Genomic DNA, 24578 nt, shown 5'->3' on the forward strand with positions numbered 1-24578 from the left:
AAATCACCGATGCCGTTCAGAACACCTCGAACGCTGATGATGCTCGCCGCGCTAGAGCGGTTTTCGTCGGGGCTGAATCGTTGGGGATTCACACGGCACCCGTTTTCTGATTCACGATCCGTGCTGGCGAAGGAGGCCGGGATGGATGGGCCGAGCGTTATCGCGTGATCTTCGGGATCGTGTCATCGCTGCTGTCGAAAGCGGGGTGTCTTGCCGGCAGGCGGCAGAGCGGTTCGGCGTCAGCGCGGCAAGCGCGATCCGCTGGCGACAGCTGGTGCTCGCTCATGGCACGCCGGCGGCCAAGCCGCAGGGCGGTGATCGCCGAAGTCCCAAGATTGAGGACCATGCCGCCTTCATTCTGGAGGCGATCGAGCAGCAGCCGGATCCGACGCTGGCAGAGCTTCGTGGGATGCTGGCCGAGCGTGGCGTGAGCGTCAGCATCGCCACGCTCTGGCGCTTCTTCGCCCGCCACGGGATCACGCGCAAAAAAAGACCGGCCACGCGACGGAGCAAGATCGTCCCGACGTCCTGAAGCGTCGCGAGGAGTGGTTCGAGGGCCAGCTCGATCTCGACCCCGACAAGCTGGTCTTCATCGACGAGACCTGGGCGTCTACCAACATGGCGCGGCGCCATGGTCGCTGCCGGCGGGGCCAGCGCTTGCGCGCCGGCACCCCCTTCGGACATTGGAAGACCACGACCTTCGTCGCCGGCCTGCGCCGCACGGGCATGGTAGCACCCTGGGTGCTCGACGGACCAATGAACGCCGATGCGTTCCTCACCTACGTCACGCGCGTGCTCGTGCCGGAACTCGGCCGCGGTGACGTGGTCGTGATGGACAACCTGTCGAGCCACAAGGCGCCGGCCGTGCGAGCCGCCATCGAAAGCGTTGGCGCAACGCTCCTCTTCCTCCCGCCCTACAGCCCAGACTTCAACCCGATCGAGCAGGCCTTCTCCAAGCTGAAGGCGCACCTGCGAAAAGCGGCCGAGCGGACCGTCCATGGCCTATGGAACGCCATCGGTCGCATCCTCGATCTCTACTCGCCCCAGGAATGTGCCAACTACTTCGCCGCCTGCGGCTACGATGCAGACTGATCGAAAACCGCTCTAGGGGGTGCGTCATCCTGCGCCAACAGGGTCGTAGTGCAGCCGCTACTGCCGCCGGTTGCTGACCTCCGCCAGCAGGCAGAGCCGGAGTATCCGGTCGAGGCTCTACAGCCCGGCGATGCAGGTGCGAAGGCCGAGGCGGCGTAGCACGACAAGGTGCTGATCTGGGGCCGCACGGGCTCGGCGCAGAACCGGCGCGTGTGTCAGTGGGCGGTGGATATGAAGCTGGCGGTCTCGCCGGGGTACTGCACGCCCTGATCCCGGCCTATTCCCATTAAGTGGAGCCCTCGAGCCTTCGCGGCTCGGGCGCTCTTTTTGCATCTGGCGTCACTTTGACGGCACTCGGAAATCGGTCTGCCGAACATTCGCAACCGCTTTATTGTGAGTTTCTATCGCAACATAAACCGATTGCGTTGCGCTTTCGCCGTCCGACCGAGTAAAAAGACCAAGCCCAATCGCTTTCTTGAACAAAGCTCCCCAGTCGACTTTCACATCCTGCATAGTTCCGTTCGGCGTTACGCTCGGTCCCCATGAGCTATCTATGATGACATACTCGAAGCGATTGTTTGCAAGCTTCTGAATAACGCCAGGTGGAAAGCCGGGATTTGAATTGTAACCAATGCGCGCCGGCAGAATTTCCAGTATGTGGGCCTTGCCGTTCCAGAACCCCTGAGCTCCAAGCGTCAGACGTGCTTCGCCCCCATCTATGGCAGATTGCGTGTACGAAAGTTCATGGATTGAGCTAAGTTCGAATGGTCCCGGAAGCGGCTTACCACCGTGCTCTATGTCGTTCATGAAGCCGAAGAACGTGTACTGATTTGGGCAAGCGAGCTTGCGGGCCGTGTTTACCTTCAGATCCACGAGCAAGGGTCGTTCCGGCCGATCGCTGAGTTTTCCCCACGTAAGCGTTACCGGACTGCCTAATCCATTGATCGGGAACGACTGATCGCTCGGACCTATGCAACTTTGCCCCAGTACCCCGCTTTCCGCCTGAACAACCAAGGACCAATGCCTTTTGTCGGAACCGCAATCCGAAGTATCTTGAAAGAAATTCGGCTTCTCCCGGTGAGGAGAAGCCGCACACTTTGTTAGTTGGGCACCGGAATGAGTTGGCGCGCTCGCGCAGGAGCTACCGAAAAGGGCAACAGCCATCGCCACGGCGGGAAATACCCAGATACGCATAGAACAATGCTTCGCTAACACGGTGGGATTTTTACCCGATCAATATAGCTCTAGCCACGGATGCAGCCGCGTCATTTCCTTTTGCAATTCAAGGACGTTATCGACCTTTTGTTCGGTGCGGGTGACAGAAAGATAGTGATGCCTATAGCGGGATGTGATCTCAGGGATGTGAAGGGCGATACTGCCGGCTTCCAGCAAGCGAAGCCAGAGGTCGTAATCCTCCCATCCAAGTTTAATCTTCCTGAAACCGTCCAGTCGTCGTAATGCCGACCGGCGATACAAAGCCATCAGGTCGATGAAGTTGCCACGGATCAGCCCCTCCTTCGCGAAGACGCCGGCTCCGAATAGTTCGCGGTCCCCTTCGAACACCTCGACCAGACTGTAAGCCGCATCAGCATCGGGGCGTCTATCGACAGCCGCGACATGCTTCTCAAGGCAGCGCCTGTACAGGAGGTTGTCCGCATCCAAGAGGAAGCAGAACTCCGAATCGGTTGCCGAGATGCCGGTGTTTCGAGCGATCGAGGCTCCGCCATTCTCAACGTGGCTGAGGAGGAGCATCCCCATCTGAGTATGATGATTGCGGCGCATCCAATTGGCCGCAACTTCCGCAGAATTGTCGGTACTGCAATCGTTTACGACAACGATCGCGACATCCCGCATCGTCTGGGCCGCAATGGAGTCCAGCGTCTCCTCGATGTGCCGCGCGTAATTATAGAGCGCAATCACGACTGACACGCGGCGTTTCAGCAATCCGAAACGGTACAGTTCTTCCGCTTGGTGGGTAATCACGACAGATGCTCCGCCATTTCATTGCTGAGTGCCGCCATCAATTTCCGGCCGTTTTCGTGGATGCGCTCGATCTCACGCTGCCCTTGGGGCGTATCGAGCAGCCATGCAATCTTTGCAGGCATTTCCTCGAGGGTGGCCTCGATGTAGTGCTTGCCCGGTTCGACCAAGCCGATCTGCACGCATGGCTCCGTCAGCGGCACGCAGCCTTGCGCAATGCCCGACACCACGATCCGGTGCCACTCGAAGTAATGGCTCTCGCCCTGGTGGATGTTGAGCAACAGCTTCGTATTCTGAGCGATCTGCGCCAGATCACGGCTGCCGATCATGTTGGGACTGTCCGGTGTGATAGGCCCGGTGAACCGCGGCGCATGCAGGAAGCATTCGTACTCGGACAGCACGTGACCAAGCTCGGCAAGGGAACGAGCGCGGCGCTTATTGAGGTAACCCACGAACAATATGTCGTATGGACGATCGAGTAGCTTGCGCGGGTAAATAAGGGGTTTGATCGCGCGCAGGCTGGTAAGCTGCGATGAAGGCGGTTGCCGTCCGAAGTCGAACACGCCGCCCTTGCGCGGCAGCAGCGGCAGAAAACCGGCCTTGATGCCAAGGCGCGATAGACCCCGTGCCGACAGCGGATTGATGTCCAGCGCCTTACGCGAAGTGAGCATCTTATCCAGCGCGAGCGAGAACCACGAGGTGTGCCATTGTTCGAGGTTGACGTGAACGACGCGCTCAGCGGTTTCGGGCTTGAAAACGGTTCCCGGACCATGGACGCAATATTCGTGCGGAGCCACCACGATCAAATCGTAGTTCTCGAAATCGATCTCGCGATGGTCGTGAAGGAGGCGGACATCTATGCCCGCGTCTTTCAGCACCTCCGCCACGTATTGCGCGATATCGGTGAAGAAGAAGTTGCCCTCCTTCCAGCACAAGACCGCCGCCGGCTTGCCGGGGGTCAGGAAGTCCCGGAAGGTGTAAATCTTCTCGTTGGCCGCCTGCGTCATGAACATGTCCGCAGCCGTCGACTGGAAGGCCCGGCGCCCCTCACGCATTCCGTAGCGAACATAATGCACCAGTGGGTTCATGACCCTGGTTTCAGCATGTTCGAGACCATAGAAGGCGCCGGAGAACAGCAAGCCCGGATGCCGGAACGGATCATGAACGGAGGATTTGAGATAGTCTTCTACGAGCTGCTCGGCTGACCCGGTGACGCCGTACTTATTCGAATACCAAGCAGCTTCGAACAGCCCACTGGCGAGGATCATCGGAATAGCCGCTAGGTCAGGTTCCGCAACGGGAGCGGACAGTACTACAGTACCGCCATCACGATGCTCTTCCATGCCGTGAGCTAGATAATGAAAAATTCCGCTGAGGCCCTCTGCAACAACATCCGGGTAACGAAACAGATAGCTGTTCGTGTCGAAGATGCCCTTGCGAGCCAATCGCCTTTCCAGTTTGCGCTGCCACATCCAGAACGGCATCCAGCGTTGCCAGCCTTGAGGTGTTGCCGCAAGTTCAATCGCTACTTTATGGGTCCACCCGGCCTTGGCACGCTCCACACGCTCCAGAAGCAAGGCGGCATAAGCTTCGCGATAAAGCGCTTCAGCGCTGGCAAGCTCGTCGATAAGCCTTTCTTCTTTTCGTTGCCGCGGGACGATTTCCGATGTGAAATCTCCGATCTGTGATCGCCGCCGCAACACCCCTGACGCACGTTTGCCGGCGAAACGCAGGCCCCGTTCCCATAAACTCACAAACGCTCTCTCTGTTTTCTGGGCCACACCCCTGCCCAGCACTTTGCCCGAGCAGCCTAGCCAACGTACTTGCCCTTCGCCAAGTTAAATTGCTGACAACCTGGATTTCTGAGTTCTCTTTGGTGGCCTGAGAAGGCGCGGTCAGGGCGCAAGCTGGCGAAGGGCGTCGGGATCTCGACTGCTCGCGACCCCGTAGGATCGTTGGCGGCCCAGATACGACAGCGCGGTTTGTGTTGATGGTCATACACGAACGAATCGCTTTCCTACAGTTCCGCTTTCGTTCCACACCGCACAGATGAGACAGACCGACACCAAAGAGATCGACTTCAACATCAGGTTCGCGCTCGGCCAGCTCGGAAACTCCTGGTACAAGACGCTAGCCGGCAGGGATCACGCGAAGCGCGATGCAGCGGCGCGGTTCATCTGCGCTTCGATGCTCAGCAAATTCCACGAGCCGATGTTCTTCGGTGCGGACTCGATGCCGCTCGAACAAGGGGACGTGGAGGCAACGATCAGAGCGGCAATCCTCGAGCTTGGGCCACTGACCTACGACGCTGCGCGGAGCGGGCACCAGGAGACGCGGCGCGGCGCGCACGGCGTGATAGTGGAACGGGTCATGGATCGCCTAGGGCCGATCGAGATCCTCGTCGCCGATCCGAGCGAGAATATCTTCAGCGATCTGGGTAAGATCGGGCGGCAGTGACTTCCTTGCGGCTTCGTTAGGGCAGTAGGGCGGCGTCGATCATGGCGCGAAAGATCGTTGCGGGTGCATCGGACCTGAGACTGACATATGAGTTATAGCTCTCGCCATCAGAGCCGCTATCCCAATCATGATCTAAGCAATCATCTGCCTTGGATATGCCAGCCCCGCCATGCGCTTGTCCGGCTCGCGCATAGCGGCAATCGCGGCTCTGATCATAGCATCCAGTGCGCCGGGCTTGAGCGATCCACGCCCATCGCCCCGCACCAACGCCTCCTGCAAATCAGTCGCTTGACCATGCTCTGCCAGCGCGACAAGAGCAGCTACCTTGGCACGCTCCACCATCTCATTTTGCATCACTTCCTCCGATCAGGGCCAAGATGGCGCGGGGTGGTTGCTTTCTGTATCGTCAAGCGCAGGGTGGTGATGTCGAACCCGCGCGCCTCAAGTTCCTCGATCAGCGAAGCGCGGAACTCTATTTCCTTATCGGGAAATTTGTAGGCCATGCGCTTCTGATCGAGCGCGTTCATAACCAGCCGCGCTGTAGGCTTCATGTCGGCGCCCTCACCCCATGCAACGCATAGATCGGGTCTCGAATAGCGGTCGGCCTTCCCGTATGCGATCTTGATTTCACCGGGCTTAGCGGTCGGGGTGCGGTATCGTCTCATACCCCGCCTCCTGCGAGCGCGCGGATGGCGGTGGCGATATTGTAGGCAGCGTCAGCGTCTTCCCCGGTTGCGTCTGCATCAACCCGTTCGTCGTCGGCTACCTTCGCACACGCCCCGATTGTCTCCGCGCGCATCCGCTCCACCTCGGCGGTGAGGGCGACAACAGAGGCGAGGCGGTGGCGGGCGATTAGTCTGGCCTGGTCATTGGTCCTTCCTGACAGCCCATGCTGCGAACGATGCGCGTGTCATAGATTTCGGACGAGCGGTAACCCCGGCGTTTTCGTCAACGTAGCGAACCGTGTCGTGGTCCATCTGGCCCGGATAGGACAGACCACCAGTGCCCGTTATACGCCGCTTTCGACCGCTCTTGCCGATGTAAACGCCGCCAGTTTCGATCTCTGCCTTGTTCACTTCCCCGCCCCCTTGTCAGTCGAGAGGGCGGCGCGGGCGATTTCTCCACCATCTGCAATAACTTCGTAGTCATAGATGGTTACGTCACCTTTGCCGCAAATATAGCTACCCTCATCCGCATAGAAGCTTAAAGCCTCGCGCAGCCGCTTTACCTCATTATCGCGCTCGTCGGGGGCGGGATAAGAGACGGCATCGGCCAGTGCATCGGCAGAATAGCCGTCATCATCGCCGCGCAGCGTGCCCCATCGCTCATAGCACCATTCGTCCGGATCGATCATGCCTTCGATCTGGCAGAACCCTTGACCAGCCGCCCAATCCGCCAGCTTGACGAGATAGTGCAGGTCTTCACGCCGGACGCTGGCCCTATTCTCCCCCTTCCCGAGCGCGGCCACGATGGCCTCCGCGTCGTCAAGGGTTCCTTCCATTTTATCAAGTGGAACGCCGTGCCGAATCAAAAACGCTTCAATGATTGCTGCCAGCGCCTCGATCTGCGCCGCGAGGGAGGTGTCGACGAGCGGTGCCTGTGCAGGCGCAGGCTTTCTCGGAAGCCCGCAAGAGCCGTGCCTCCAGTCCTCGAAAGAACAATCGCCAGCGATGTAGCATGCAGGGTAAAAAGAGCAGTTTTCTGCTTTCCGTTCTTCAGTCACTTTCCTTCTCCTTCCAGGTAGGCGCGCAGGGCGAGGCCGAGCGGGGTGAGGAACAACGAATTGTCGGGTCGCACGTCCGCCAAGTTGTCGAGGCAAAGGTCCAAGAGCGTGGCGACATCCGCCTCAACTCGCTCTGGATCGCACTCGACAAGCACCCGCCGCGTGTATCTGCTCAACCCAGCAGCCAAAGTCGCGATGTCGGTCATCGTGGGTACTCCGTGGCTGCGGCATAGCTGACTGCGATATGCTGCTCGGCAAGGCGCTTGCGTTTCGGGGTATGGAGGGGTGTGGCAGCCATCCTGCGGTGCAGTCGATAGCACCACACATAGGCATCGTTCTGGTCCATCTCGGCGAGACGATCAGCCATCTTGCTCATGCGTCCCGCCCCCGATCGCCATGCCGGGCGGTGTCAGCGAGGTAGGCGCGGACTTGCTGGCCGGTGTCGTTCAGCGCCCACTCGTTTGCATCTTCCGGGCAATGCTTATGGTCGACCAGGCCGAGGATCATGTTGAACCATGCTCGCTTTGCCACGCTGCGGCTCGGCACTTTGCCCCAGCTACCATCTTCCGTGAGCGCGAGGACCATAGCCGTGCGGGCAGATGTCAGCCCTTCAGCGATCTCCCGAATTGCGTCATCCATCTCACGCCTCTCACGTCAGAAGGGATGCGGCGCGGGCGCGGAGGGCGGCTGCTGTAACGTACCGCGCGAGCCATTCGGTGTATGACTCTTGCTCAGGCCAGAACGTGATATGCAGATGGAAGCGCTTGCTTAGTGCGCTCACGGCCTCGCGGGTAAGATTGGCGCTGTCGCCCTGCCCCTTCTCAAACCCGGTTGTCAGCGTCATCGCAGCGTCGAGCGATGCGGTAACATCGAGGGATATGTTGATGGATCCATTGCGCTTGCGCGGCAAATCGAGCACCTCAGCTATCGCGAGGTCAACGCCGCGATCCGGCCCAGCAAGCGCCTCCACCCGATCAGCCAGCGCGTTCAGTTCGTTCGGGCTCAGGGTCATGCGGTCAAACCCTGAATATAGGCCAGAGTGATATTCAGCGTCGGCCTTGGTGTATGTTTTGGCAGCAGGTTCTTTCGCGGCCTCTGCCTCAAGATACCTGCGCAGCGTGGCGCGATCGACGTAGCCCAACCGGCGATGGCATCGGATGCACTCTCCCCAGATGCCTTCGTCGTCGCTGTTCGGCCTGCACGGATGTTGGCCTATCGCGCACAGCAGTCGGCCCAGCAGACCCACCCGCCGCGCCTCTCGCCCACCAAGCTCCAGCGGGGCGGTCACGACGTCATATCCTCGGCACGCCAGCGGCGCTGGTCACTTTCCGAAACATTCGACATGCCGCCAGCATCGACATTCCGCTTCCGACAATACCTCCATCCGATACATGCCGTTTTCGAGTAGCAACCGTGCGCGGTGATGCGGCCTTCTCACCCCCGCTCACCGCTCGGCTCCTGCGGGGGTGGGGGAGACGATGCGGTAGGCAGCGCGACTCGCGGATTTCCGCGCGCGGTAAAACTGCGGTAAAAGTGGAGCGTTAGGCCCGGATTTCCGCCATTTGTTCTGCTGCGAACGGCGCAAAACATGGAGCGGGTGAAGGGAATCGAACCCTCGTCGTAAGCTTGGGAAGCTTCTGCTCTACCATTGAGCTACACCCGCACGCATCCCTCATCTGCCCCGCCGGCGCGGGCGCGTCAATGCCGTTTGGCACCAATTCTGCCCTCGCGCGTTGCGGCCGTAACGATCGCGCCGCACCGGCGCGTCCGCATCCTGGGAGGCGAGCTTTGTCCATCATCGTCAACGGGCGCGACGTCGCGGCGCCGGCCGATCCGCGCGTCTCGCTGCTCGATCTGCTCCGCGAGGATCTGCTGCTGCCCGGCACCAAGAAGGGCTGCAACCAGGGTGCGTGCGGCGCCTGCACCGTGCTGGTCGACGGTGAGCGCATCCTCTCGTGCCTCGCGCTGGCGGTGCAGTACGAAGGGCGATCGGTGACGACCATCGAAGGACTCGGCACGGCGGGCGCGCTGCACCCGCTCCAGCAGGCGTTCGTCGAGCATGACGGTTTCCAGTGCGGCTATTGCACGCCCGGGCAGATCTGCTCGGCGATAGCGATGGTGGCGGAACTGCGACGCGGCGCGCCGAGCCATGTTACCGGCGATCTCTCCGCCGACACGATCGCGCTCGACCGCGACGAATTGCGCGAGCGGATGAGCGGCAATCTGTGCCGCTGCGGTGCGCACAACGGCATCGTCGAGGCGATCGAAAGCTTTGCGGAGACCGAGGCATGACGCCCTTCCAATATGCCCGCGCAAGCGACGCCGCCGATGCGATCGCCCGGATCGCACCCGCCGCCAAATTCCTCGGCGGCGGCACCAATCTGGTCGATCTGATGCGCGAGACGATCGAGCGGCCCGAGGCGCTGGTCGACGTCACCGCGCTCGACGCCGCGATCACCGAGACTGACGGCGGGCTGAGAATCGGTGCCGCCGCGCGCAACAGCGCAATCGCCGAGCATCCGCTGGTCCGCACGCGCTACCCGGTGCTGACGCGCGCGATCGTCGCGGGCGCGAGCGCGCAGATCCGCAACATGGCGACGGCAGGCGGCAATCTGCTCCAGCGCACGCGTTGCACCTATTTCTACGACATCGAGGGATCGCGCTGCAACAAGCGGTCGCCCGGCGAGGGCTGCGACGCGCGTGGCGGGTTCAACCGCAACCACGCGATCCTCGGCGCGTCGGATGCGTGCGTGGCGACGCACCCTTCGGACATGGCGGTGGCGCTCGTCGCGCTCGATGCGGTGGTCCACCTGCGTAGCGATGCGGGCGAGCGTCGCGTGCCGCTGGCCGATTTCCACCGCCTGCCCGGCGACAGGCCCGAGGTCGAGACGGTGCTCGCCCCCCGCGAACTCATCACCGCAATCGAGCTGCCCGCGCTGCCGTTCGCGGCGCGATCGGCCTATCGCAAGGTGCGCGACCGGGCGAGCTACGCCTTCGCGCTGGTATCGGTGGCGGCGGCGATCGAGATCGAGGGTGGCATCGTCAAGGACGTGAGACTCGCGCTCGGCGGGGTCGCGCACAAGCCGTGGCGCGCGTTCGCGGCGGAAGACGCGCTTCGCGGCCAGCCCGCCACCAGCGCAAGCTTCACCGCCGCGATCGACGCGGAGCTCCGCCAGGCGCGTCCGCTCAGCGACAACGGCTTCAAGATCGAACTCGCGCGGCGCACCGTCGTCGCGGTGCTCGGCGACCTGACGGGGAACGACGCATGACCATCATCGGCGACGCACGCCAACTCGCGCAGGGGCTGGTACAAGGCGCGATGGCCAAGGCGGTCGCGCTCGCGCCCGATAGCTGGGTGCCCGGCGGCAAGCCCGATCCGCTGATCGCGCACCAGCACGGGCATATCGGCAAGCCCGTTTCGCGGATCGACGGCCCGCTCAAGGTGGCGGGCGCGGCACGTTTCGCCGCCGAGTTCGCGGTGGAGAACATCGCCTACGCCGCACTCGCCTACAGCACGATCGCCAAGGGGCGCATCACCGCCATCGACACCGCCGCCGCCGAAGCCGCGCCGGGCGTGGTTGCGGTGATGACCTATCGCAACGCGCCGCGCCTCGCGCCGCCGCCCGCCTTCATGTCCTCGCCCAAGGCGGCGGGCGGCGATACGCTGCCGATCCTTCAGGACGACCGCATCCACTGGAACGGCCAGCCGATCGCGCTCGTCCTCGCCGAAACGCAGGAACAGGCCGATCACGCTAAGTCGCTGATCCGCGCCAGCTATGAGGCGGAGCCTGCGCAGACCGGGTTTGCCGAGGCTGTCGCCGCCGGCACCCGGCCCGGCCTGTTCATGGGCGGTCCGCTCCACAACGCGATCGGCGACGCCGACACGGCGCTTGCCGCCGCCCCGGTCAAGGTCGATGCGACCTATCGCACGCCGCGCCACAACCACAATGCGATCGAACTTCACGGCGTCACCTGCCTGTGGGAGGGCGAGACCCTGCGCATCCACGATGCGTCGCAGCTCGTTGCGCACACCGCCTGGTCGCTGGCGCAGATGTTCGGCATTGCCGAGGATCAGGTCGTCATCACCTCGCCGTTCGTCGGCGGCGGGTTCGGTGGCAAATGCCTGTGGCAGCATCAGGCGCTGGCGGCGGCGGCGGCGAAGCTCAGCGGGCGGCCGGTGCGGCTCGTGCTGTCACGCGAGGGCGTGTATCGCATCGTCGGCGGGCGATCGCTCACCGAACAGCGCGTCGCGCTCGGCGCGGATGCGGAGGGCAAGCTCACCGCGCTGATCCACACCGGCGTCACCGCCAAGACCGCGGCCAACGCCATGCCCGAGCCGTTCATCCTGCCGACCCGCAGCGCCTATGCGACCGACACGATGCTGCTCCATGTCGACACGATCGAGCTCGACATGCTCAGCAACACCTTCATGCGCGCGCCGGGCGAGGCGGTCGGCACCTTCGCGCTCGAGGTCGCGATGGACGAGCTGGCCGAGGCGGCGGGAATCGACCCGGTCGAGCTGCGGCTCCGCAACGAGCCGGAGAAGGATCCGATCTCCGGCCTGCCCTTTTCCGCGCGCCACATCGACAAGGCGTGGCGCGACGGTGCCGAGCGCTTCGGCTGGAGCAAGCGCAACGCCACGCCCGGTGCCACGCGTGACGGCGAGTGGCTGGTCGGCGTCGGCTGCGCGACCGGCACCTATCCGTATTACCGCATGCCCGGCGGCGCCGCGCGCATCACACTGACGCGCGACGGCCATGCCACCATCGACATCGCCGCGCACGAGATGGGCATGGGCACCGCCACCGCACAGACGCAGGTCGCCGCCGAACGGCTCGGGCTGGGACTTGAGGACATCACCTTCAACTATGGCGACTCGACGCTGCCCGGCGTGGTGCTGGCGGGCGGATCGCAGCAGACCGCCTCGATCGGCGCATCGGTGATCGCCGCGCACAATGCCTTGGTGGCGGAGTTGCTCAAGGCGGCGGGCAACGATTCGCCGCTTGCGGGCCTAAAGCCCGACGAGATCGCCAGCCGCGACGGCGGGCTGTGCAAGGCGGACGAGCCCGAGCGGTTCGAAAGCTACGGCTCGATCCTCGCGCGGGCGCAGCGCGACAGCGTGTCGGTAGTGGCCGAGCCGCCGATGCCGCTGGAGACGCAGCACTGGTCGATGCACTCGCACGCGGCGATGTTCTGCGAGGCGCGCGTCAACGCGGTGACGGGCGAGGTGCGCGTGACGCGCTTCCTGGGATCGTTCGACTGCGGCCGCATCCTCAACCCCAAGACCGCGCGCAGCCAGTTCCGCGGCGGCATCATCATGGGCCTCGGCCTCGCGCTGATGGAGGAAACCCAGTTCGACGAGCGCACCGGGCGGATCATGAACCCGAGCCTCGCCGAATATCACCTGCCTGTGCACATGGACGTGCCCGAGATCGACGTGATCTGGACCGACATCCCGGACCCGCACACCCCGATGGGCGCGCACGGCATCGGCGAGATCGGCATTACCGGCACCGCAGCGGCGGTGGCGAACGCGATCTATAACGCGTGCGGCAAGCGGGTGCGCGATCTGCCGATCACGCTGGACAAGCTGATGTAGGCTCGCCGCACCAGCAAGCCGACGTTCACGCCCGATTGACGCGATGTCACCCTTGGGTTACTTGCGTAACCCGAGGGTTACAAAAGGAACGCCAGCATGCAGTCCGTCGTCGCCGAACGAGCCGAGCGTCTGTCCAGGCACAGGGCGATCGCCGCAATCGTCATGGGCACCGCTCTGGCAGCAACGCAGACGCAGCGAATGGACGCGAGCGGTGCCGGGCCGGTCACATGGATCGTCACGGGCGTCATCATTGTCATCTTTGTGCTTTGGGCGAGTGGCGTGTTTCGCAACACGGCCCTTCGCGGCATCCTGAATGATGAAGGGAGCGACGTCAGCAGGCGACGGGCCTTGATGATCGGCTTCTGGAATATGCTCGCCACAGCCGTCGTCTGCTACGTTCTGACCTATGTGAAGGATTACGGACCTAGAGACGCCATCCAGATCATCATGAGCGTCGGCATCTGTTCTGCTCTGATAAGCTTCGGGGTCGCAGAACGCGTGTCGGCACATCAATGACCGAGCGGTTGTTGAACGGACTACGCGGGGAGCGGGAGCGCCTGGGCCTCACCCAAGCCGACCTGGCGCAGCGCGTCGGCGTGTCTCGCAAGACGATCAACACGATCGAGAACCTGGTCTTCTCGCCATCCGCTGTGCTGGCGCTGAAGATCGCGCGCGATCTCGACAAGCGGGTGGAAGATCTGTTCTGGCTCAGCGAGGAAGATTGAGGATTTGCCGAAAGCCGGCTGACGGATGTGATCGGGCGGGCGACGTAGAGGGTGGGAATCGCGCGTTCGGCTAGATCCCCCCCGCCGTAACCGTTACGCCCAGCCCCTCCAGCTTTGCCGTCAGCTCCGTCAGACACGCCTCGACCAGCGCCGGGTCGGTCGCGCGCACCACGAAGTTCGCGCCAGTGCGGCCGTCGCGGAAGAACGGGTAGCTGCCGATCGACACGCCCGCGAACGCGCGTTCGGTCGCGCCGAGCAGGTCGGCGATTTCGCTTTCCGCCACCCACGCGCCGATCGTGCGCGACACCACCGGGCGGCCGCCTTCGAGCGTGCCGGTCAGCGCGTCGAGCATGCCGGCGGTGATGTGCGGCACGCCCGCCATCACGTAGATGTTCTCGACATGGATGCCGGGCGCGCCCGACATGCGGTTCTCGATCAGCCCCGCGCCTTGCGGCACGCGCGCCATGCGCTTGCGCGTTTCGGTCAGCCCGCCGCGCGTGGCGTAATAGGCGTCGAGCGCCGCCACCGCCTCCGGATGATAGACGACCGGCACGCCCAAAGCCGCGGCGATCGCATCGACGGTGATATCGTCATGCGTCGGGCCGATGCCGCCGGTGGTGAACAGATAGTCGTTGCGCGCGCGCAAGATGTTGACCGCCTCGACAATCGCTTCGGTCTTGTCGGGCACGACGCGCACCTCGACCAGCCGGATGCCCTGCACGTTCAGCCAGCTTGCCAGTTGGGCGATGTTCTTGTCCTGCGTGCGGCCGGACAGGATCTCGTCGCCGATCACCGCCAGCGCGGCGGTCCAGATGCGCTCGTTCATGTTGCACGGCATAGACCGACTTGCGCGATCTCGCAAAGCCCGCCGGTTGTCGCTATATGCCCCAGGATGACCGACTATATCACCGTCACCGCCGACACGGACACTGGCCGCACCGGCGCGATCAAGCTGCACGGGGCGGAGGCGTTCGAGGGCATGCGCCGCGCCGGCCGCCTCGCCGCCGAGACGCTCGACATGATCGTCCCGCACATGGTGCCCGGCGTGACGACCGGCGAGATCGACGATCTGGTCCGCACCTTCACGCTCGATCATGGCGCGGTGCCCGCGACGCTCGGCTACCGGGGTTATGCGCATTCATGCTGCATCTCGATCAACCACGTCGTCTGCCACGGCATTCCCAGTGAGAAGACGCTCAAATCGGGCGATATCGTCAACGTCGACGTGACGCCTCTGCTCGACGGCTGGCACGGCGACAGCAGCCGCATGTATCTGATCGGCGACGTGCCGATCAAGGCGAAGCGGCTCGTCGACGTGACCTATGAATGTCTGATGCTCGGCATCGAACAGGCCAGGCCGGGCAATTTCCTCGGCGATATCGGCCATGTCATCCAGCGCCATGCCGAAAGCCACCGCTACGGCGTGGTGCGCGATTTCTGCGGGCACGGCGTCGGGCGCATGTTCCACGATGCGCCCGAGGTGGTGCATGTCGGCCGCCCCGGCACCGGGCCCGAGTTGAAGCCGGGGATGATCTTCACGATCGAACCGATGATCAACATCGGCCGCCCCGACGTGAAGCTGCTCGACGATGGCTGGACGGCGGTGACGCGCGATCGCTCGCTGTCGGCGCAGTTCGAACATTCGATCGGCATCACCGAGGATGGCTGCGAAATCTTCACCGGCAGCCCCAAGGGCTTCGACCGCCCGCCGTACTGAGGCGCCTAACGCGCGCGGAGCGACAGCGCCGCCAGCAACCCGCCACCGGGCGCATCGGCGAGGTCGAGCGTGCCGCCGTGCAAGGCGGCGAGTTCGCGCGCGATCGACAGGCCGAAGCCGTGGCCGTCACCCGATTCGTCCAGCCGCCGCCCTGGCTCGAGCGCGGCCGCGCGGGCCTGCTCGGGAATGCCCGGCCCGTCGTCGGCAATGGTGATCCGCGCCTCCGCGCCCTCCCGCACGGCGGTGAGCGTCACGTTTGTGCGCGCCCAGCGCCACGCATTGTCGAGCAGGTTGCCGAGCAGATCGTCGAGATCGCGTGGGTCGATGACGACGGCAAGATCGTCGGGCACGTTCGCCACGAACGCCACCCCGCGCTCGGCATGGATACGCGCGAGCGCCGCGCCGAGCGCCGCCACCGCCGCTGCAAGCGCGACCACGCCGCGCGCCGCATCCCCGCCGGCATCGGCGCGCGCGCGGCCGAGATGATGGCGGATCGCGCCGTCGATCCGCTCGACCTCCGCCACCAGCGCGTCGTCCTGCCCGCGCAAACCGATCGACAGCGTGGCGAGCGGGGTCTTGAGGCTGTGGGCGAGATTGGCGACGTGGCTGCGCGCATAGGCGAGCCGCGCCGCATTCTGCGCCACCAGCGCGTTGAGCTCCGCCGCGAGCGGGGCGAGTTCGCTCGGCTGATCGTCCGGCAGGCGCTCGCTCTCGCCCGCGCGGATCGCCGCCACCTCGGCACGCAAGCGCCGCACCGGTTGCAGCCCGAGCCGCAACTGGACGAGGCTGGCAAGACCGAGCGTCACGCCGAGCGCGACGAGCGCGCCCAGCAGCGGCGCCAGCGCGGCGCGGATCGGCCGCTCCACGATCGCGCGCGGCGCGGCGGCGACGATCGTCGCCGGCCCGGCGGCGGTGGCGACGACGAAGCGCCGGCCGTGGCGCACGATGCCGTCGCGGTCGCGCCAGTCGATCGGCTGCGGCCGGTCGCTATCGCGGGCATCGAACGGCCGGTGGTGATGCCATTCGCGCGCGTCCGAACGCGGAGGCGCAGGTGGACGCGCCGGCACGTCAGTCTGCGGCGGCGCGGGCGAGGTGCGATGCCCGCCCGGCGCGTCGATCCGCCAGCCCCAGCCGGAGCGCACATCCGCATAGGGCGATGCGACCACCGCCCGCTGCGGGTCGATCGTCCCGTCGGGCCGGACCGCGCCCGCGAGCAGCGCGATCTCCGCATCGAGCCGATCGTCCAGCCCCGCCGTCACGAAGCGTTCGAGGATGCCGCCGATCGCGAACGTGGCGATCCCCAGCGCCACCACCGTGCCGACCAGCGACAGCACGAGCAGCCGCCCGTAGAGCGAACGCGGCAGCAGCCTCATGCGGGCTGGTCCGTCAGCCGATAGCCGCGCCCGCGCACCGTCTCGATCAACGCCGCACCGATCTTCTTGCGGAGCCGCCCGACGATCACCTCCAGACTGTTCGAATCGGGATCGGCGTCGCCTTCGTAAACACGATCGAGCAGGTCCATCCGGTCGACCACCACGTTCCGCCGCAGCATCAGCGCGGAGAGCACGCGCCATTCGAGCGCGGTCAGGCGCAGCGGCAGGCCGTCATGTTCGAACTGGCCGGTCTGCGCATCGAAGACGAGTGGCCCGCACGCGATCGTCGCGGCGGCGTGGCCGGCGGCGCGGCGCACCAGCGCGCGCAGCCGCATCACCAGTTCCTCGACGCGGAACGGCTTGGTCATGTAATCGTCCGCGCCGGCGCGAAACCCCTCGACCTTGTCCGACCACGCATCGCGCGCGGTGAGGATCAGCACCGGCAGGTCACGTTTCGCGCCACGCCACGCCTTGAGGACGGCGATGCCCGATTGCACCGGCAGCCCGAGATCGAGCACCGCCGCATCATAGCTGCCGGTATCGCCGAGATGCGCGCCATCCTCGCCATCGTACGCGATATCGACCGCGAAATGCTCGCGGCGCAGCGCCTGCGCGATCCCTTCCGCCAGCGCGGCATCGTCTTCGACCAGCAGGATGCGCATGTCCGTTCCCTTCCAGCCGCGCCTAGAACCCCCGCTTAAACCGAAACTGAACCGCAAGGTTCAGCGGGGTGGTGGCAGGCGTACGCTATCAGGGATCATCGACAAGCAAGGAGACAGGCGATGATGAGATTTGCAAACGGATCGGGGCGCGGACGGCTGGCGATCGGCGCGGCGCTGCTGCTCGCGGTTGGTGCGGCGGGCGGCGCGGGCGCGGAGGCGTTGCGCGGCCCCAGCATCGAGATGGCGCCGATGCGCCCGGTCGCGATCGCATCGCTGCCGCAGCGTCAGGGCGTCGTCACGATCCGCGGCACCGTGGCGGAGGTGTTTGGCGACCGTTTCGTGGTGGCGGACGCCAGCGGCAGGACGATGATCGACGCCGGTCCGCGCGCCGATGCGGTGCGGGTGGGCGCGGGGGTGACGGTGCAGGGCCGCTACGACAACGGCCAGGTGCGCGCTTCGTATCTGATCGACCCGAGCGGCACGGTGGAGGCGGTCGGCCCGGTGCATGGCCCGCGCGGACACCACGGCCCGGATCACGACGGCCCGCCGCCCGGCGGCCCGGACCGGGACCGTTGCGCACCGGCTGCCGGCCCGGGCGCGCCGCCGCCACCGGCCGCGCAACCACGCTGATGCAGGAAGCCGCCGGCCGCATACGTGCGGACGGCGGCTTCGTCGCGGTCAGGCGTTCACGCCGCGACGGCGACGGGCGGCGCGACGGCCCGCGCCTGATCGAGCGCCTCGGCGATCGCGACGCGGCGGGCTTCCTCGCCCCGCCCGAGCCCTTCGGCGACGATCACCTCGACCTCCGCGCCGACGAACGAGAAGATCGCGCGGAGCAGCGTCTCGGCATGCTCATAGGCGACGAAGGGTGACCCCTCGCCATAGACGTTGCCGCGCGCGAGCGCGATGATGACGCGCTTGCCGGCAGCGAGTCCGACCGGTCCGTTCTCGCCATAGGAGAAGGTCTTGCCCCGCACGGCGATACGGTCGAGCCACGCCTTCAACTGGCTCGGAATCGAGAAGTTGTAGAAGCCGACGCCGATCACGACGATATCGGCGTCGAGAAACTGCTGCACATCCTCACCGGCGGCGAGTGCCATATATGTGTCGAGCGTGAGGTGCGGGAGCGGCGCGGCGGCGAGATCGCGATAGGCGATCTCCAGATCCGCATGCGTCTCCTGCAAACGCGCGACGATCGCGGCCGAGATCGCGCGGCTGGCCGACGCCTCGCCGGTGATGCTGGAATCGAGGTGCAGAAGCTTCATGGGAATGTCTCCGGTCTGGATTTGTGACCAGGACCAGCTATGTGACCGAAGCTACGCTGCCAAGAACGCATATTTCTGGGACCAGGTCACATGGTTATGCCTGCCTTTCCGGGCACGAACGCCCATTGCCGCAAGTTGAACACGGTCCTCACCATCGTGGGCGACAAATGGACGGTGATGATCGTGATGGTGCTGACCGAGCGGTCGCGCCGGTTCAACGACATCAAACGCACTGTCGGCGGCATTTCGCAGCAGATGCTGACGCGCACGCTGAAGGCGCTGGAACGCGATGGCATGGTGAGCCGGACGGTTCACCCCACCGTACCGCCGCAGGTCGAATATGCGCTAACCGACCTTGGGCGCTCGCTCGCCGAGCCGCTGCGCGCGCTGGGCGGCTGGGCCGAGGTTCATCTCGACGAGATCGAGGGAAACCGGCTCCGCTACGATGTGGGCCGCACCGGCGGGGCTGCATCCCGCGCGGCGTGAACGCGCCTCATCCATCCAGATAGGCGGCGAGTTCCTCCGCGGTCGCCTGCGGGAACGCCTGCCGCAGAAACTCCAGGAATGCGGACACCCGTGCGTTGAGCAGCCTGCGCGATGGGTAGAGCGCCCACAGCGCGATGTTCGATCCCGCCACGTCTCCCCAATGCGTCAGCCGCCCGCGCGCGATATCCCCGCTGACCAGCGACAACGGCAGACGCGCGGCGCCGGCCCCGGCGCGCACCGCATCACGGATCATCACCAGCGACGAAAGCCGCAGCACGGGATCGACCGCGATCTCCGACCGTTCGCCCGCGCGGATGACCGTCCAGCGTGCCACGGCGTCGCTGCCGCGCACCACGGCAGGAACGGCCTCACCCGGCGGGCGCGCCACGTCGGGCCCGGCCACCACCACCAGCCGGTCGTGCAGGAACGGTCGCCCGACGAGCGTCTCGTCCGGCGCCGGATCGACCCGGATGACGAGATCATAACCTTCCTCGATCATGTCGACCGCGCGGTCCTCGGTCGTCACCTCCAGACGCACCTCCGGGTGACGGCGCGAGAAGTCCGCCGCAAGCCGCCCCATCGCGGTCTGCGAGAACAGCAGCGGCGCGCTCACCCGCAGCCGCCCCCGCACGCGTTCGCTGCCCGACGCGATCGCCGCCGTCGCCTCCTCCAGTTCGGTGAGCAGCGCACCGGCGCGCTCGAACAGCGCGCGCCCCTCCTCGGTCAGCTTGAGGTCGCGCTGCCCCCGCTCGAACAGCCGTAGGTCCAGCGCCGCCTCCAGCTCGGCAACTCGCCGCGACAGGGTCGCCTTCGGGCGGCGCGCCGCACGCGCGGCTTTGCCGAAGCCGCCATGCCGGGCGACGAGCGTGAAATCGGCCAGTGCGAGCAAGTCCATGCTGTTCCACCTGTGAGACGGCGCGTCCAGATTACGCGTCTATTTGCGCGGGTTTGGATCGCCCATCTCTCGCCTGCCAGCAAGGCAGATTGAGGAGCAACCCCATGACCATTCTCGTAATCGGTGCCACCGGCCGTGTCGGCCGCCACGTCGTCGACCAGCTCGTCCGCCGCGACGCGGACGTGCGCGTTCTCACCCGCGATGCCGCCAAGGCGTCCTTCCCGGCCAGCGTCGATGTGGTGCAGGGCGATCTGCTCGACATCGCCGCGCTGCGCGGCGCCTTCGCCGGCGTCAGCACCCTTTTCCTGCTCAACGCGGTGACGGGGGATGAATTCACCCAGGCGATCCTCACGCTCAACGTCGCGCGCGAGGCGGGCGTCGAGCGGGTCGTCTATCTGTCGGTGTTCCAGGCGGACCGCGCCGTCAACGTGCCGCACTTCGCGGTGAAATCCGGTGCGGAGCGGATGCTCGAGGCGATGGGCTTCGGCGCCACCATCCTGCGCCCGACCTACTTCATCGACAATGATGCGATGGTGAAGGACGTGATCGTCGAGCATGGCGTCTATCCGATGCCGGTCGGTGGCAAGGGCGTCGCGATGGTCGATGCCCGCGATATCGCCGAGGTCGCCGCGATCGAGCTGGTCCGTCGCGAGGCCGCAGCCGGCAAGCTGCCGATCGAGACGATCAACCTGGTCGGCCCCGAGACGCTGACCGGCGCATGGATCGCCGCGATCTGGTCGGACGTGCTGGGCCGGCCGGTCGCCTATGGCGGCGACGATCCGAGCGGGTTCGAGCGGACCATGGCGACGTTCATGCCCGGGTGGATGGCGTATGAGATGCGGCTGATGGCCGAACGCTACGTCAGCGACGGCATGATCCCCGAGGACGGCGACCGCGAGCGGCTCACCGCGCTGCTCGGGCGGCCGCTGCACGGCTACCGCGACTTCGCGCGCCGGATCACCGCCGCCCAGCCGGGCGACTGACGCACCCTGCCCGCCCCACGCCTGCCGCTCGCCGTCCCTGGCCGGCGGCAGCGCTGCGTCCGGATCATTCAATCAGGGACAGCAATGTCGTCGCCAGTTCGTCCTTGCGGAACGGCTTGGTCAGCCGCGGCAACGTGGCATCGACGCCTTCGAGTTCAGCGTACCCCGACACCAGCAACACCGGCAGCCCGGGATGGTCGGCCCTGATCCGCCGCGCCAGTTCGGTCCCGGTCATCCCCGGCATGAGGTGATCGGTGACGACGATGTCGATCGGCTGCGCGCGGGCAAGCGTCTGCAAGGCGTCTTCGGCCGAGCCCGCCTCCACCACGTCATAGCCGAGATCGGCCAGCATGTCGGCGGTGCTCATCCGGACCAGATCCTCGTCATCCACCAGCAGCGCGACGCCGTGATGCGCCTGATCGGCGCTCTGGCGCGGCGCGGGCTGCGCGTCCTCGGTCGTTTCCGTGCTGATCGGCAGCCAGAGTTCGACGTTCGTGCCCAACCCGCGCCGGCTTTGGATGGCGAGTGCGCCGCCAAGTTGCGAGGCGAGGCCATGCACCATCGACAGGCCAAGCCCGGTGCCCTTGCCGATTCCCTTGGTCGAGAAGAACGGCTCGATCGCGCGGGCGAGCGTCGCCTCATCCATCCCCGAGCCGGTATCGGCTACCGAGAGCCGGACGTAGCTTCCGGGTGCAAGCCCGGCACGGTGCCCGGCGGGAACCGTCTCGCCCCGCGCCGAAATCCGCAGCGTGCCGCCATCGGGCATGGCGTCGCGGGCGTTCACCGCGAGGTTGAGCAACGCCATTTCGAGCTGGTTGGGATCGGCTTTTGCCGGTGGCAGGTCCGCCGCCGCATCCAGCACGACCTTGATCTGCGGGCCGGTGGTGCTTTCGACCAGACCGCCCATGCTCGAAACGAGCTGCGCCACGTCGACCGCGACCGATTGCAGCGGCTGGCGTCGCGCGAAGGCAAGCAGGCGCTGCACGAGGGTGCGGGCGCGCTCCGCCGACTGGACCGCGCCGGCGATGAGGCGCTGCTCGCGCTCGCCGCCCAGTCCCTTGCGCTGGAGCATGTCGAGCGACCCGACGATCGGGGTCAGCAGGTTGTTGAAGTCATGCGCGACGCCGCCGGTCAACTGCCCCATCGCCTCCATCTTCTGGCTCTGCCGAAGCGCCTCGTGCGCCGCCTCGCGCTCCGCGACCGCCTCCGCGACCCGCCGTTCGAGCGTCGCGTTCAGCTCGCGCAGCCCCTCCTCGGCGCGTTTGCGCGCGGTGATCTCCAGGACCGTTCCGGCGACGCGCAGGCATCGGCCGCTCGCGTCGAACACACCCCGCCCGCGCGCCGCCAGCCAGCGTTCGACGCCGTCCTCCCGGCCGAGAGTGCGATAATCGACATCGTACAGCGCGCGCAGATCGGGATCGGCGGCAGCGAGATACGCGGCGATGGTCGCGGCGCGATCGTCCGGATGAAGCCCTTCGTAGAAGTCCGCCATCGTCACCGGGACATCCGGCGAGATGCCGAACATGGCCTTGGTGCGCGCCGGCCAGATCAGCCGGTCGTTGACGACATCGACGTCCCAGAAACCCACTTCGGCGCTTTCCACCGCGAGCCGCAGCCGCTCCTCGCTTTCCCGCAGCCGCGCCTCCGCGCCAACCCGCTCGACATGTGCCCAGCACCGCTCGACCACGCCCCGGATCAACGAGACCTCGGCCGGCGTCCAGGTGCGCGGCCGATTGTGATGGACCGCCATCATCGCGGCGAGGCGGCCGTCCTTGATGAGCGGACAGCAGACGATCGCGTCGATGCCGATCGACTGGAACATCTCGCGGCCTTCGCCGGGGCCGAGTTCGGCGGGCACGTCGTGGACGATCAGCGTCTGGCCGAGCCGCATTTCCGCCGCCGCACGCGGGCCGAACAGGTCGAGGCTATACACCCCGGCCGAGCTTGCCACGCCCGGAGCGTTATAGTCGCTGCGGATCCAGAACCGGTCGCTGTCGTCATCCACATCGGCATAGGCGCAGCGCGACACGTCGAGCTTGCGGCCGAGCATGGTGGCGGCCGCCTGCATCGCGTCCGACGCATCGGCCGCGCCGAACAGCCGCTCCTCCAGCTCTCCGAAAAAGCGCAGGCGGGACTCGCTTTCGCGCAAGGCCGCGTCCGCCTCATGCTCGCCGGTGCGATCGCGGAAGATCTTCACATAGCCGCCGGCACCCTCGGCCAGCGGCATGGTCAGCCCCGAACCCCAGAAGCGCGAGCCGTCCCTGCGGAGATGCCAGCGTTCGTTCACGGCGCGGCCTTCGCTCGCCGCCCGTGCCATCTCCTGTTCGGGCGCACGCGCCGCGCGATCCTCGGGCGTGAAGAACAGCCCGCCGGGCTGGCCGATCGCCTCGCTGGTGGAGAAACCGACCAGCCGCACCGCGCCGCTGCTCCAGCCGACGATCGTGCCCGCCGCGTCGAGCGTCACGATCGCGAAATCCTCCGCCCCCTCGACGATCTGGCGGTAGCGCGCCTCGCTGGCGCGAAGCGTGCTTTCGGTGCGCGCCCGCGACATGACGATGCCGGCGGTGCGAACGACGAAATCGACGATCGCGAGGTCCGCCGCGACCGGCGCGCGCGGCTCGCGGTGGTACATCGCGAAGGTGCCGAGAACCTCGCCCTGCACCGACGTGATCGGCAGCGACCAGCACGCACGCAGGCCATGCTCCAGCGCAAGGTCGCGATAGTCGGTCCAGAGCGGATCGGCGGCGATATCGGCGACGATCACCGGTTGCTTGCGGTACACCGCCGCCCCGCAGGAGCCCACGTCCGGCCCCACCGCGATGCCGTCGATCGCCGCGTTATACGCCGCCGGCAGGCTCGGGGCGGCACCGTGGCGGAGGCGACTGCCGTCTTCGTCGAGCAGCAGGATCGATGCGAGGACGCCCGTGCCCGACAGGCTCTCCACCTCGCGAACGATCGCGTCGAGTGTGACCGCGAGCGGCGCCTCCCGCACGCCGAGTTCGAGGATGCGGTTCTGCGCCGCACTCAGCGCCGCCGCCGCGCGCGCTTCATACTGGCGGTTCCGCGCCTTTAGCGAGGACCGGACTGCGCCCAGCAGCGCTTCGCCATGCAACGGCCGCTCCAGCAGGACGACATTGCCCAGTTCGGCGAGGCGATCTGTCGCGGCGGCGCTGCGCGCGGAACGCAATGCGCTGGCCAGCACGATGAACGGTATGTCGGACCACGTTGGCTGTCCTGCCACCCACATCGCCAGCGCCTGTGCGTCAGCCGCCTCCAGAGCCTCTTCGGTGAGCAGCACCGCGCCTGCGCCCTCCGCCAGCCGCTCGACGAGAACGGTCGCATCCGCGCAGACCGCCACGTCGATGGCGTTCGCGATCAGCAGATCGGCGGCGATGGCGGCATCGCCACCCTGCGGCGCCAGGATCAGAACACGGAACGTCATCCCAGTCGCGCCGGGCGACGCCGCCGGCCCGATATCGTCCGTGCCGTTGCCGCGAAGCGCGAGGTGGGAAGAGAACTCGGCATATCAGGCACCTAGAGGATCGCCATTTCTCATTGCGTATTGGCTGGACGGAGCGTTCAGTCTGTCGTTCGTGACGATGCACGCCAAGCGGCGCGACG

27 protein-coding genes, 1 tRNA gene and 1 pseudogene are annotated in these 24578 nt (G+C 65.9%); 11 read left to right on the forward strand and 18 right to left on the reverse strand.

Going from position 1 to position 24578, the window contains the following annotated elements; translation table 11 throughout:
- Positions 1–145 precede the first annotated feature (145 nt).
- A protein-coding gene (locus AC3ANX_RS17380; RefSeq protein WP_488334485.1) for an IS630 family transposase occupies positions 146–1092 on the forward strand; the annotation gives its coding sequence in 2 pieces (ribosomal slippage) (positions 146–482 and positions 482–1092; 948 coding nt in all).
- Positions 1093–1431: 339 nt separating this feature from the next.
- On the opposite strand, the gene AC3ANX_RS17385 is transcribed toward AC3ANX_RS17380, so the two are convergent.
- Genes AC3ANX_RS17385 through AC3ANX_RS17395 form a run of 3 tightly spaced genes read right to left on the reverse strand, consistent with a single transcriptional unit; the run spans position 1432 to position 4826 of the window.
- The gene (locus tag AC3ANX_RS17385; protein WP_488334486.1) at positions 1432–2286 is read right to left on the reverse strand and encodes a hypothetical protein; all 855 of its coding nucleotides are present in this window, start codon (positions 2284–2286) and stop codon (positions 1432–1434) included.
- Positions 2287–2325: 39 nt separating this feature from the next.
- Positions 2326–3075, reverse strand: a complete 750-nt coding sequence (locus AC3ANX_RS17390) for a glycosyltransferase family 2 protein (protein ID WP_488334487.1) — start codon at positions 3073–3075, stop codon at positions 2326–2328.
- Positions 3072–4826 carry a CgeB family protein gene (locus AC3ANX_RS17395; RefSeq protein ID WP_488334488.1) on the reverse strand — a complete coding sequence of 585 codons (1755 nt, stop codon included), beginning with the start codon at positions 4824–4826 and terminating at the stop codon, positions 3072–3074. The genes AC3ANX_RS17390 and AC3ANX_RS17395 overlap by 4 nt, the downstream gene beginning before the upstream one ends.
- 295 nt (positions 4827–5121) lie before the next feature.
- Here AC3ANX_RS17395 and AC3ANX_RS17400 point away from each other — a divergent pair, with 295 nt between their 5' ends.
- Positions 5122–5529 (forward strand): hypothetical protein, encoded by a 408-nt coding sequence (locus AC3ANX_RS17400; RefSeq protein ID WP_488334489.1) that lies wholly within the window; start codon positions 5122–5124, stop codon positions 5527–5529.
- Positions 5530–5661: 132 nt separating this feature from the next.
- Here the strand turns inward: AC3ANX_RS17400 and AC3ANX_RS17405 are convergent, their stop codons facing one another.
- The 8 genes from AC3ANX_RS17405 to AC3ANX_RS17440 form a co-directional block, all read right to left on the reverse strand.
- On the reverse strand, positions 5662–5883 hold the full coding sequence (locus AC3ANX_RS17405) for a hypothetical protein (RefSeq protein ID WP_488334490.1): 222 nt from the start codon (positions 5881–5883) through the stop codon (positions 5662–5664).
- Complete coding sequence (locus AC3ANX_RS17410; protein WP_488334491.1) at positions 5883–6194, reverse strand: hypothetical protein; 312 nt, start codon at positions 6192–6194, stop codon at positions 5883–5885. Before AC3ANX_RS17410 ends, AC3ANX_RS17405 begins: the two co-directional genes overlap by 1 nt.
- Before the next feature lie 407 nt (positions 6195–6601).
- Positions 6602–7252, reverse strand: coding sequence for a hypothetical protein (locus tag AC3ANX_RS17415; RefSeq protein ID WP_488334492.1), 651 nt, complete (start codon positions 7250–7252; stop codon positions 6602–6604).
- Positions 7249–7458, reverse strand: coding sequence for a hypothetical protein (locus AC3ANX_RS17420; protein WP_488334493.1), 210 nt, complete (start codon positions 7456–7458; stop codon positions 7249–7251). Before AC3ANX_RS17420 ends, AC3ANX_RS17415 begins: the two co-directional genes overlap by 4 nt.
- Positions 7455–7628 (reverse strand): hypothetical protein, encoded by a 174-nt coding sequence (locus tag AC3ANX_RS17425; RefSeq protein ID WP_488334494.1) that lies wholly within the window; start codon positions 7626–7628, stop codon positions 7455–7457. The genes AC3ANX_RS17420 and AC3ANX_RS17425 overlap by 4 nt, the downstream gene beginning before the upstream one ends.
- Positions 7625–7891: a hypothetical protein gene (locus AC3ANX_RS17430; protein WP_488334495.1), complete on the reverse strand. Its 267-nt coding sequence runs from the start codon at positions 7889–7891 to the stop codon at positions 7625–7627. The genes AC3ANX_RS17425 and AC3ANX_RS17430 overlap by 4 nt, the downstream gene beginning before the upstream one ends.
- 10 nt (positions 7892–7901) lie before the next feature.
- Entirely contained in the window at positions 7902–8540 is a 639-nt protein-coding gene (locus AC3ANX_RS17435) for a hypothetical protein (protein WP_488334496.1), read from the reverse strand.
- A 301-nt stretch (positions 8541–8841) separates the two neighbouring features.
- Positions 8842–8915 (reverse strand) — tRNA-Gly (locus AC3ANX_RS17440).
- A 125-nt stretch (positions 8916–9040) separates the two neighbouring features.
- Here AC3ANX_RS17440 and AC3ANX_RS17445 point away from each other — a divergent pair.
- The 5 genes from AC3ANX_RS17445 (at position 9041) to AC3ANX_RS17465 (ending at position 13576) form a co-directional block, all read left to right on the forward strand.
- Positions 9041–9544, forward strand: a complete 504-nt coding sequence (locus AC3ANX_RS17445; protein WP_488334497.1) for a 2Fe-2S iron-sulfur cluster-binding protein — start codon at positions 9041–9043, stop codon at positions 9542–9544.
- Complete coding sequence (locus AC3ANX_RS17450) at positions 9541–10521, forward strand: FAD binding domain-containing protein (protein WP_488334498.1); 981 nt, start codon at positions 9541–9543, stop codon at positions 10519–10521. Before AC3ANX_RS17445 ends, AC3ANX_RS17450 begins: the two co-directional genes overlap by 4 nt.
- Positions 10518–12851 (forward strand): xanthine dehydrogenase family protein molybdopterin-binding subunit, encoded by a 2334-nt coding sequence (locus tag AC3ANX_RS17455; protein WP_488334499.1) that lies wholly within the window; start codon positions 10518–10520, stop codon positions 12849–12851. The genes AC3ANX_RS17450 and AC3ANX_RS17455 overlap by 4 nt, the downstream gene beginning before the upstream one ends.
- 96 nt (positions 12852–12947) lie before the next feature.
- Positions 12948–13367 carry a hypothetical protein gene (locus AC3ANX_RS17460; protein ID WP_488334500.1) on the forward strand — a complete coding sequence of 140 codons (420 nt, stop codon included), beginning with the start codon at positions 12948–12950 and terminating at the stop codon, positions 13365–13367.
- Complete coding sequence (locus tag AC3ANX_RS17465; RefSeq protein WP_488334501.1) at positions 13364–13576, forward strand: helix-turn-helix transcriptional regulator; 213 nt, start codon at positions 13364–13366, stop codon at positions 13574–13576. The genes AC3ANX_RS17460 and AC3ANX_RS17465 overlap by 4 nt, the downstream gene beginning before the upstream one ends.
- 70 nt (positions 13577–13646) lie before the next feature.
- Here the strand turns inward: AC3ANX_RS17465 and AC3ANX_RS17470 are convergent, their stop codons facing one another.
- Entirely contained in the window at positions 13647–14402 is a 756-nt protein-coding gene (locus tag AC3ANX_RS17470) for a competence/damage-inducible protein A (protein ID WP_488334502.1), read from the reverse strand.
- A gap of 66 nt (positions 14403–14468) precedes the next feature.
- Here AC3ANX_RS17470 and map point away from each other — a divergent pair, with 66 nt between their 5' ends.
- Positions 14469–15293 (forward strand): type I methionyl aminopeptidase, encoded by an 825-nt coding sequence (map, locus tag AC3ANX_RS17475; RefSeq protein WP_488334503.1) that lies wholly within the window; start codon positions 14469–14471, stop codon positions 15291–15293.
- Positions 15294–15298: 5 nt separating this feature from the next.
- Here map and AC3ANX_RS17480 read toward each other — a convergent pair whose 3' ends face one another.
- Both AC3ANX_RS17480 and AC3ANX_RS17485 read right to left on the reverse strand, forming a co-directional pair.
- Positions 15299–16666, reverse strand: coding sequence for a sensor histidine kinase (locus AC3ANX_RS17480; RefSeq protein ID WP_488334504.1), 1368 nt, complete (start codon positions 16664–16666; stop codon positions 15299–15301).
- Positions 16663–17328, reverse strand: a complete 666-nt coding sequence (locus tag AC3ANX_RS17485; RefSeq protein WP_488334505.1) for a response regulator transcription factor — start codon at positions 17326–17328, stop codon at positions 16663–16665. The genes AC3ANX_RS17480 and AC3ANX_RS17485 overlap by 4 nt, the downstream gene beginning before the upstream one ends.
- Before the next feature lie 120 nt (positions 17329–17448).
- Here AC3ANX_RS17485 and AC3ANX_RS17490 point away from each other — a divergent pair, with 120 nt between their 5' ends.
- Positions 17449–17958, forward strand: coding sequence for a hypothetical protein (locus AC3ANX_RS17490; protein ID WP_488334506.1), 510 nt, complete (start codon positions 17449–17451; stop codon positions 17956–17958).
- A 56-nt stretch (positions 17959–18014) separates the two neighbouring features.
- Here AC3ANX_RS17490 and AC3ANX_RS17495 read toward each other — a convergent pair whose 3' ends face one another.
- The gene (locus tag AC3ANX_RS17495) at positions 18015–18593 is read right to left on the reverse strand and encodes an FMN-dependent NADH-azoreductase (protein WP_488334507.1); all 579 of its coding nucleotides are present in this window, start codon (positions 18591–18593) and stop codon (positions 18015–18017) included.
- 96 nt (positions 18594–18689) lie between these two features.
- On the opposite strand from AC3ANX_RS17495, the gene AC3ANX_RS17500 reads away from it, so the two are divergent.
- Entirely contained in the window at positions 18690–19079 is a 390-nt protein-coding gene (locus AC3ANX_RS17500) for a winged helix-turn-helix transcriptional regulator (protein ID WP_488336985.1), read from the forward strand.
- A gap of 7 nt (positions 19080–19086) precedes the next feature.
- Here AC3ANX_RS17500 and AC3ANX_RS17505 read toward each other — a convergent pair whose 3' ends face one another.
- On the reverse strand, positions 19087–19974 hold the full coding sequence (locus AC3ANX_RS17505) for a LysR family transcriptional regulator (protein WP_488334508.1): 888 nt from the start codon (positions 19972–19974) through the stop codon (positions 19087–19089).
- A 104-nt stretch (positions 19975–20078) separates the two neighbouring features.
- Between AC3ANX_RS17505 and AC3ANX_RS17510 the strand changes: the two genes are divergently transcribed.
- On the forward strand, positions 20079–20957 hold the full coding sequence (locus tag AC3ANX_RS17510) for an SDR family oxidoreductase (RefSeq protein WP_488334509.1): 879 nt from the start codon (positions 20079–20081) through the stop codon (positions 20955–20957).
- A 64-nt stretch (positions 20958–21021) separates the two neighbouring features.
- Here AC3ANX_RS17510 and AC3ANX_RS17515 read toward each other — a convergent pair whose 3' ends face one another.
- Together AC3ANX_RS17515 and AC3ANX_RS17520 are read right to left on the reverse strand one after the other, a co-directional pair.
- Complete coding sequence (locus AC3ANX_RS17515) at positions 21022–22644, reverse strand: ATP-binding protein (RefSeq protein ID WP_488336986.1); 1623 nt, start codon at positions 22642–22644, stop codon at positions 21022–21024.
- 33 nt (positions 22645–22677) lie between these two features.
- Positions 22678–24399, reverse strand: a pseudogene (locus AC3ANX_RS17520) (GAF domain-containing protein); the annotation flags it as partial.
- Between the last annotated feature and the right edge of the window lie 179 nt (positions 24400–24578).

The organism is Sphingomonas sp. BRN-1R (assembly GCF_057748035.1).

What these genes read in the sequence shown, in the direction of transcription:
- AC3ANX_RS17385 (WP_488334486.1), bottom strand. Translation starts at nt 2,286, where the DNA reads ATGCGTATCTGGGTATTTCCCGCCGTGGCGATGGCTGTTGCCCTTTTC.
- AC3ANX_RS17400 (WP_488334489.1), top strand. Translation starts at nt 5,122, where the DNA reads ATGAGACAGACCGACACCAAAGAGATCGACTTCAACATCAGGTTCGCG.
- AC3ANX_RS17405 (WP_488334490.1), bottom strand. Translation starts at nt 5,883, where the DNA reads ATGCAAAATGAGATGGTGGAGCGTGCCAAGGTAGCTGCTCTTGTCGCG.
- AC3ANX_RS17410 (WP_488334491.1), bottom strand. Translation starts at nt 6,194, where the DNA reads ATGAGACGATACCGCACCCCGACCGCTAAGCCCGGTGAAATCAAGATC.
- AC3ANX_RS17420 (WP_488334493.1), bottom strand. Translation starts at nt 7,458, where the DNA reads ATGACCGACATCGCGACTTTGGCTGCTGGGTTGAGCAGATACACGCGG.
- AC3ANX_RS17425 (WP_488334494.1), bottom strand. Translation starts at nt 7,628, where the DNA reads ATGAGCAAGATGGCTGATCGTCTCGCCGAGATGGACCAGAACGATGCC.
- AC3ANX_RS17430 (WP_488334495.1), bottom strand. Translation starts at nt 7,891, where the DNA reads ATGGATGACGCAATTCGGGAGATCGCTGAAGGGCTGACATCTGCCCGC.
- AC3ANX_RS17450 (WP_488334498.1), top strand. Translation starts at nt 9,541, where the DNA reads ATGACGCCCTTCCAATATGCCCGCGCAAGCGACGCCGCCGATGCGATC.
- AC3ANX_RS17455 (WP_488334499.1), top strand. Translation starts at nt 10,518, where the DNA reads ATGACCATCATCGGCGACGCACGCCAACTCGCGCAGGGGCTGGTACAA.
- AC3ANX_RS17460 (WP_488334500.1), top strand. Translation starts at nt 12,948, where the DNA reads ATGCAGTCCGTCGTCGCCGAACGAGCCGAGCGTCTGTCCAGGCACAGG.
- AC3ANX_RS17465 (WP_488334501.1), top strand. Translation starts at nt 13,364, where the DNA reads ATGACCGAGCGGTTGTTGAACGGACTACGCGGGGAGCGGGAGCGCCTG.
- AC3ANX_RS17470 (WP_488334502.1), bottom strand. Translation starts at nt 14,402, where the DNA reads ATGAACGAGCGCATCTGGACCGCCGCGCTGGCGGTGATCGGCGACGAG.
- map (WP_488334503.1), top strand. Translation starts at nt 14,469, where the DNA reads ATGACCGACTATATCACCGTCACCGCCGACACGGACACTGGCCGCACC.
- AC3ANX_RS17480 (WP_488334504.1), bottom strand. Translation starts at nt 16,666, where the DNA reads ATGAGGCTGCTGCCGCGTTCGCTCTACGGGCGGCTGCTCGTGCTGTCG.
- AC3ANX_RS17485 (WP_488334505.1), bottom strand. Translation starts at nt 17,328, where the DNA reads ATGCGCATCCTGCTGGTCGAAGACGATGCCGCGCTGGCGGAAGGGATC.
- AC3ANX_RS17490 (WP_488334506.1), top strand. Translation starts at nt 17,449, where the DNA reads ATGATGAGATTTGCAAACGGATCGGGGCGCGGACGGCTGGCGATCGGC.
- AC3ANX_RS17495 (WP_488334507.1), bottom strand. Translation starts at nt 18,593, where the DNA reads ATGAAGCTTCTGCACCTCGATTCCAGCATCACCGGCGAGGCGTCGGCC.
- AC3ANX_RS17500 (WP_488336985.1), top strand. Translation starts at nt 18,690, where the DNA reads ATGCCTGCCTTTCCGGGCACGAACGCCCATTGCCGCAAGTTGAACACG.
- AC3ANX_RS17505 (WP_488334508.1), bottom strand. Translation starts at nt 19,974, where the DNA reads ATGGACTTGCTCGCACTGGCCGATTTCACGCTCGTCGCCCGGCATGGC.
- AC3ANX_RS17510 (WP_488334509.1), top strand. Translation starts at nt 20,079, where the DNA reads ATGACCATTCTCGTAATCGGTGCCACCGGCCGTGTCGGCCGCCACGTC.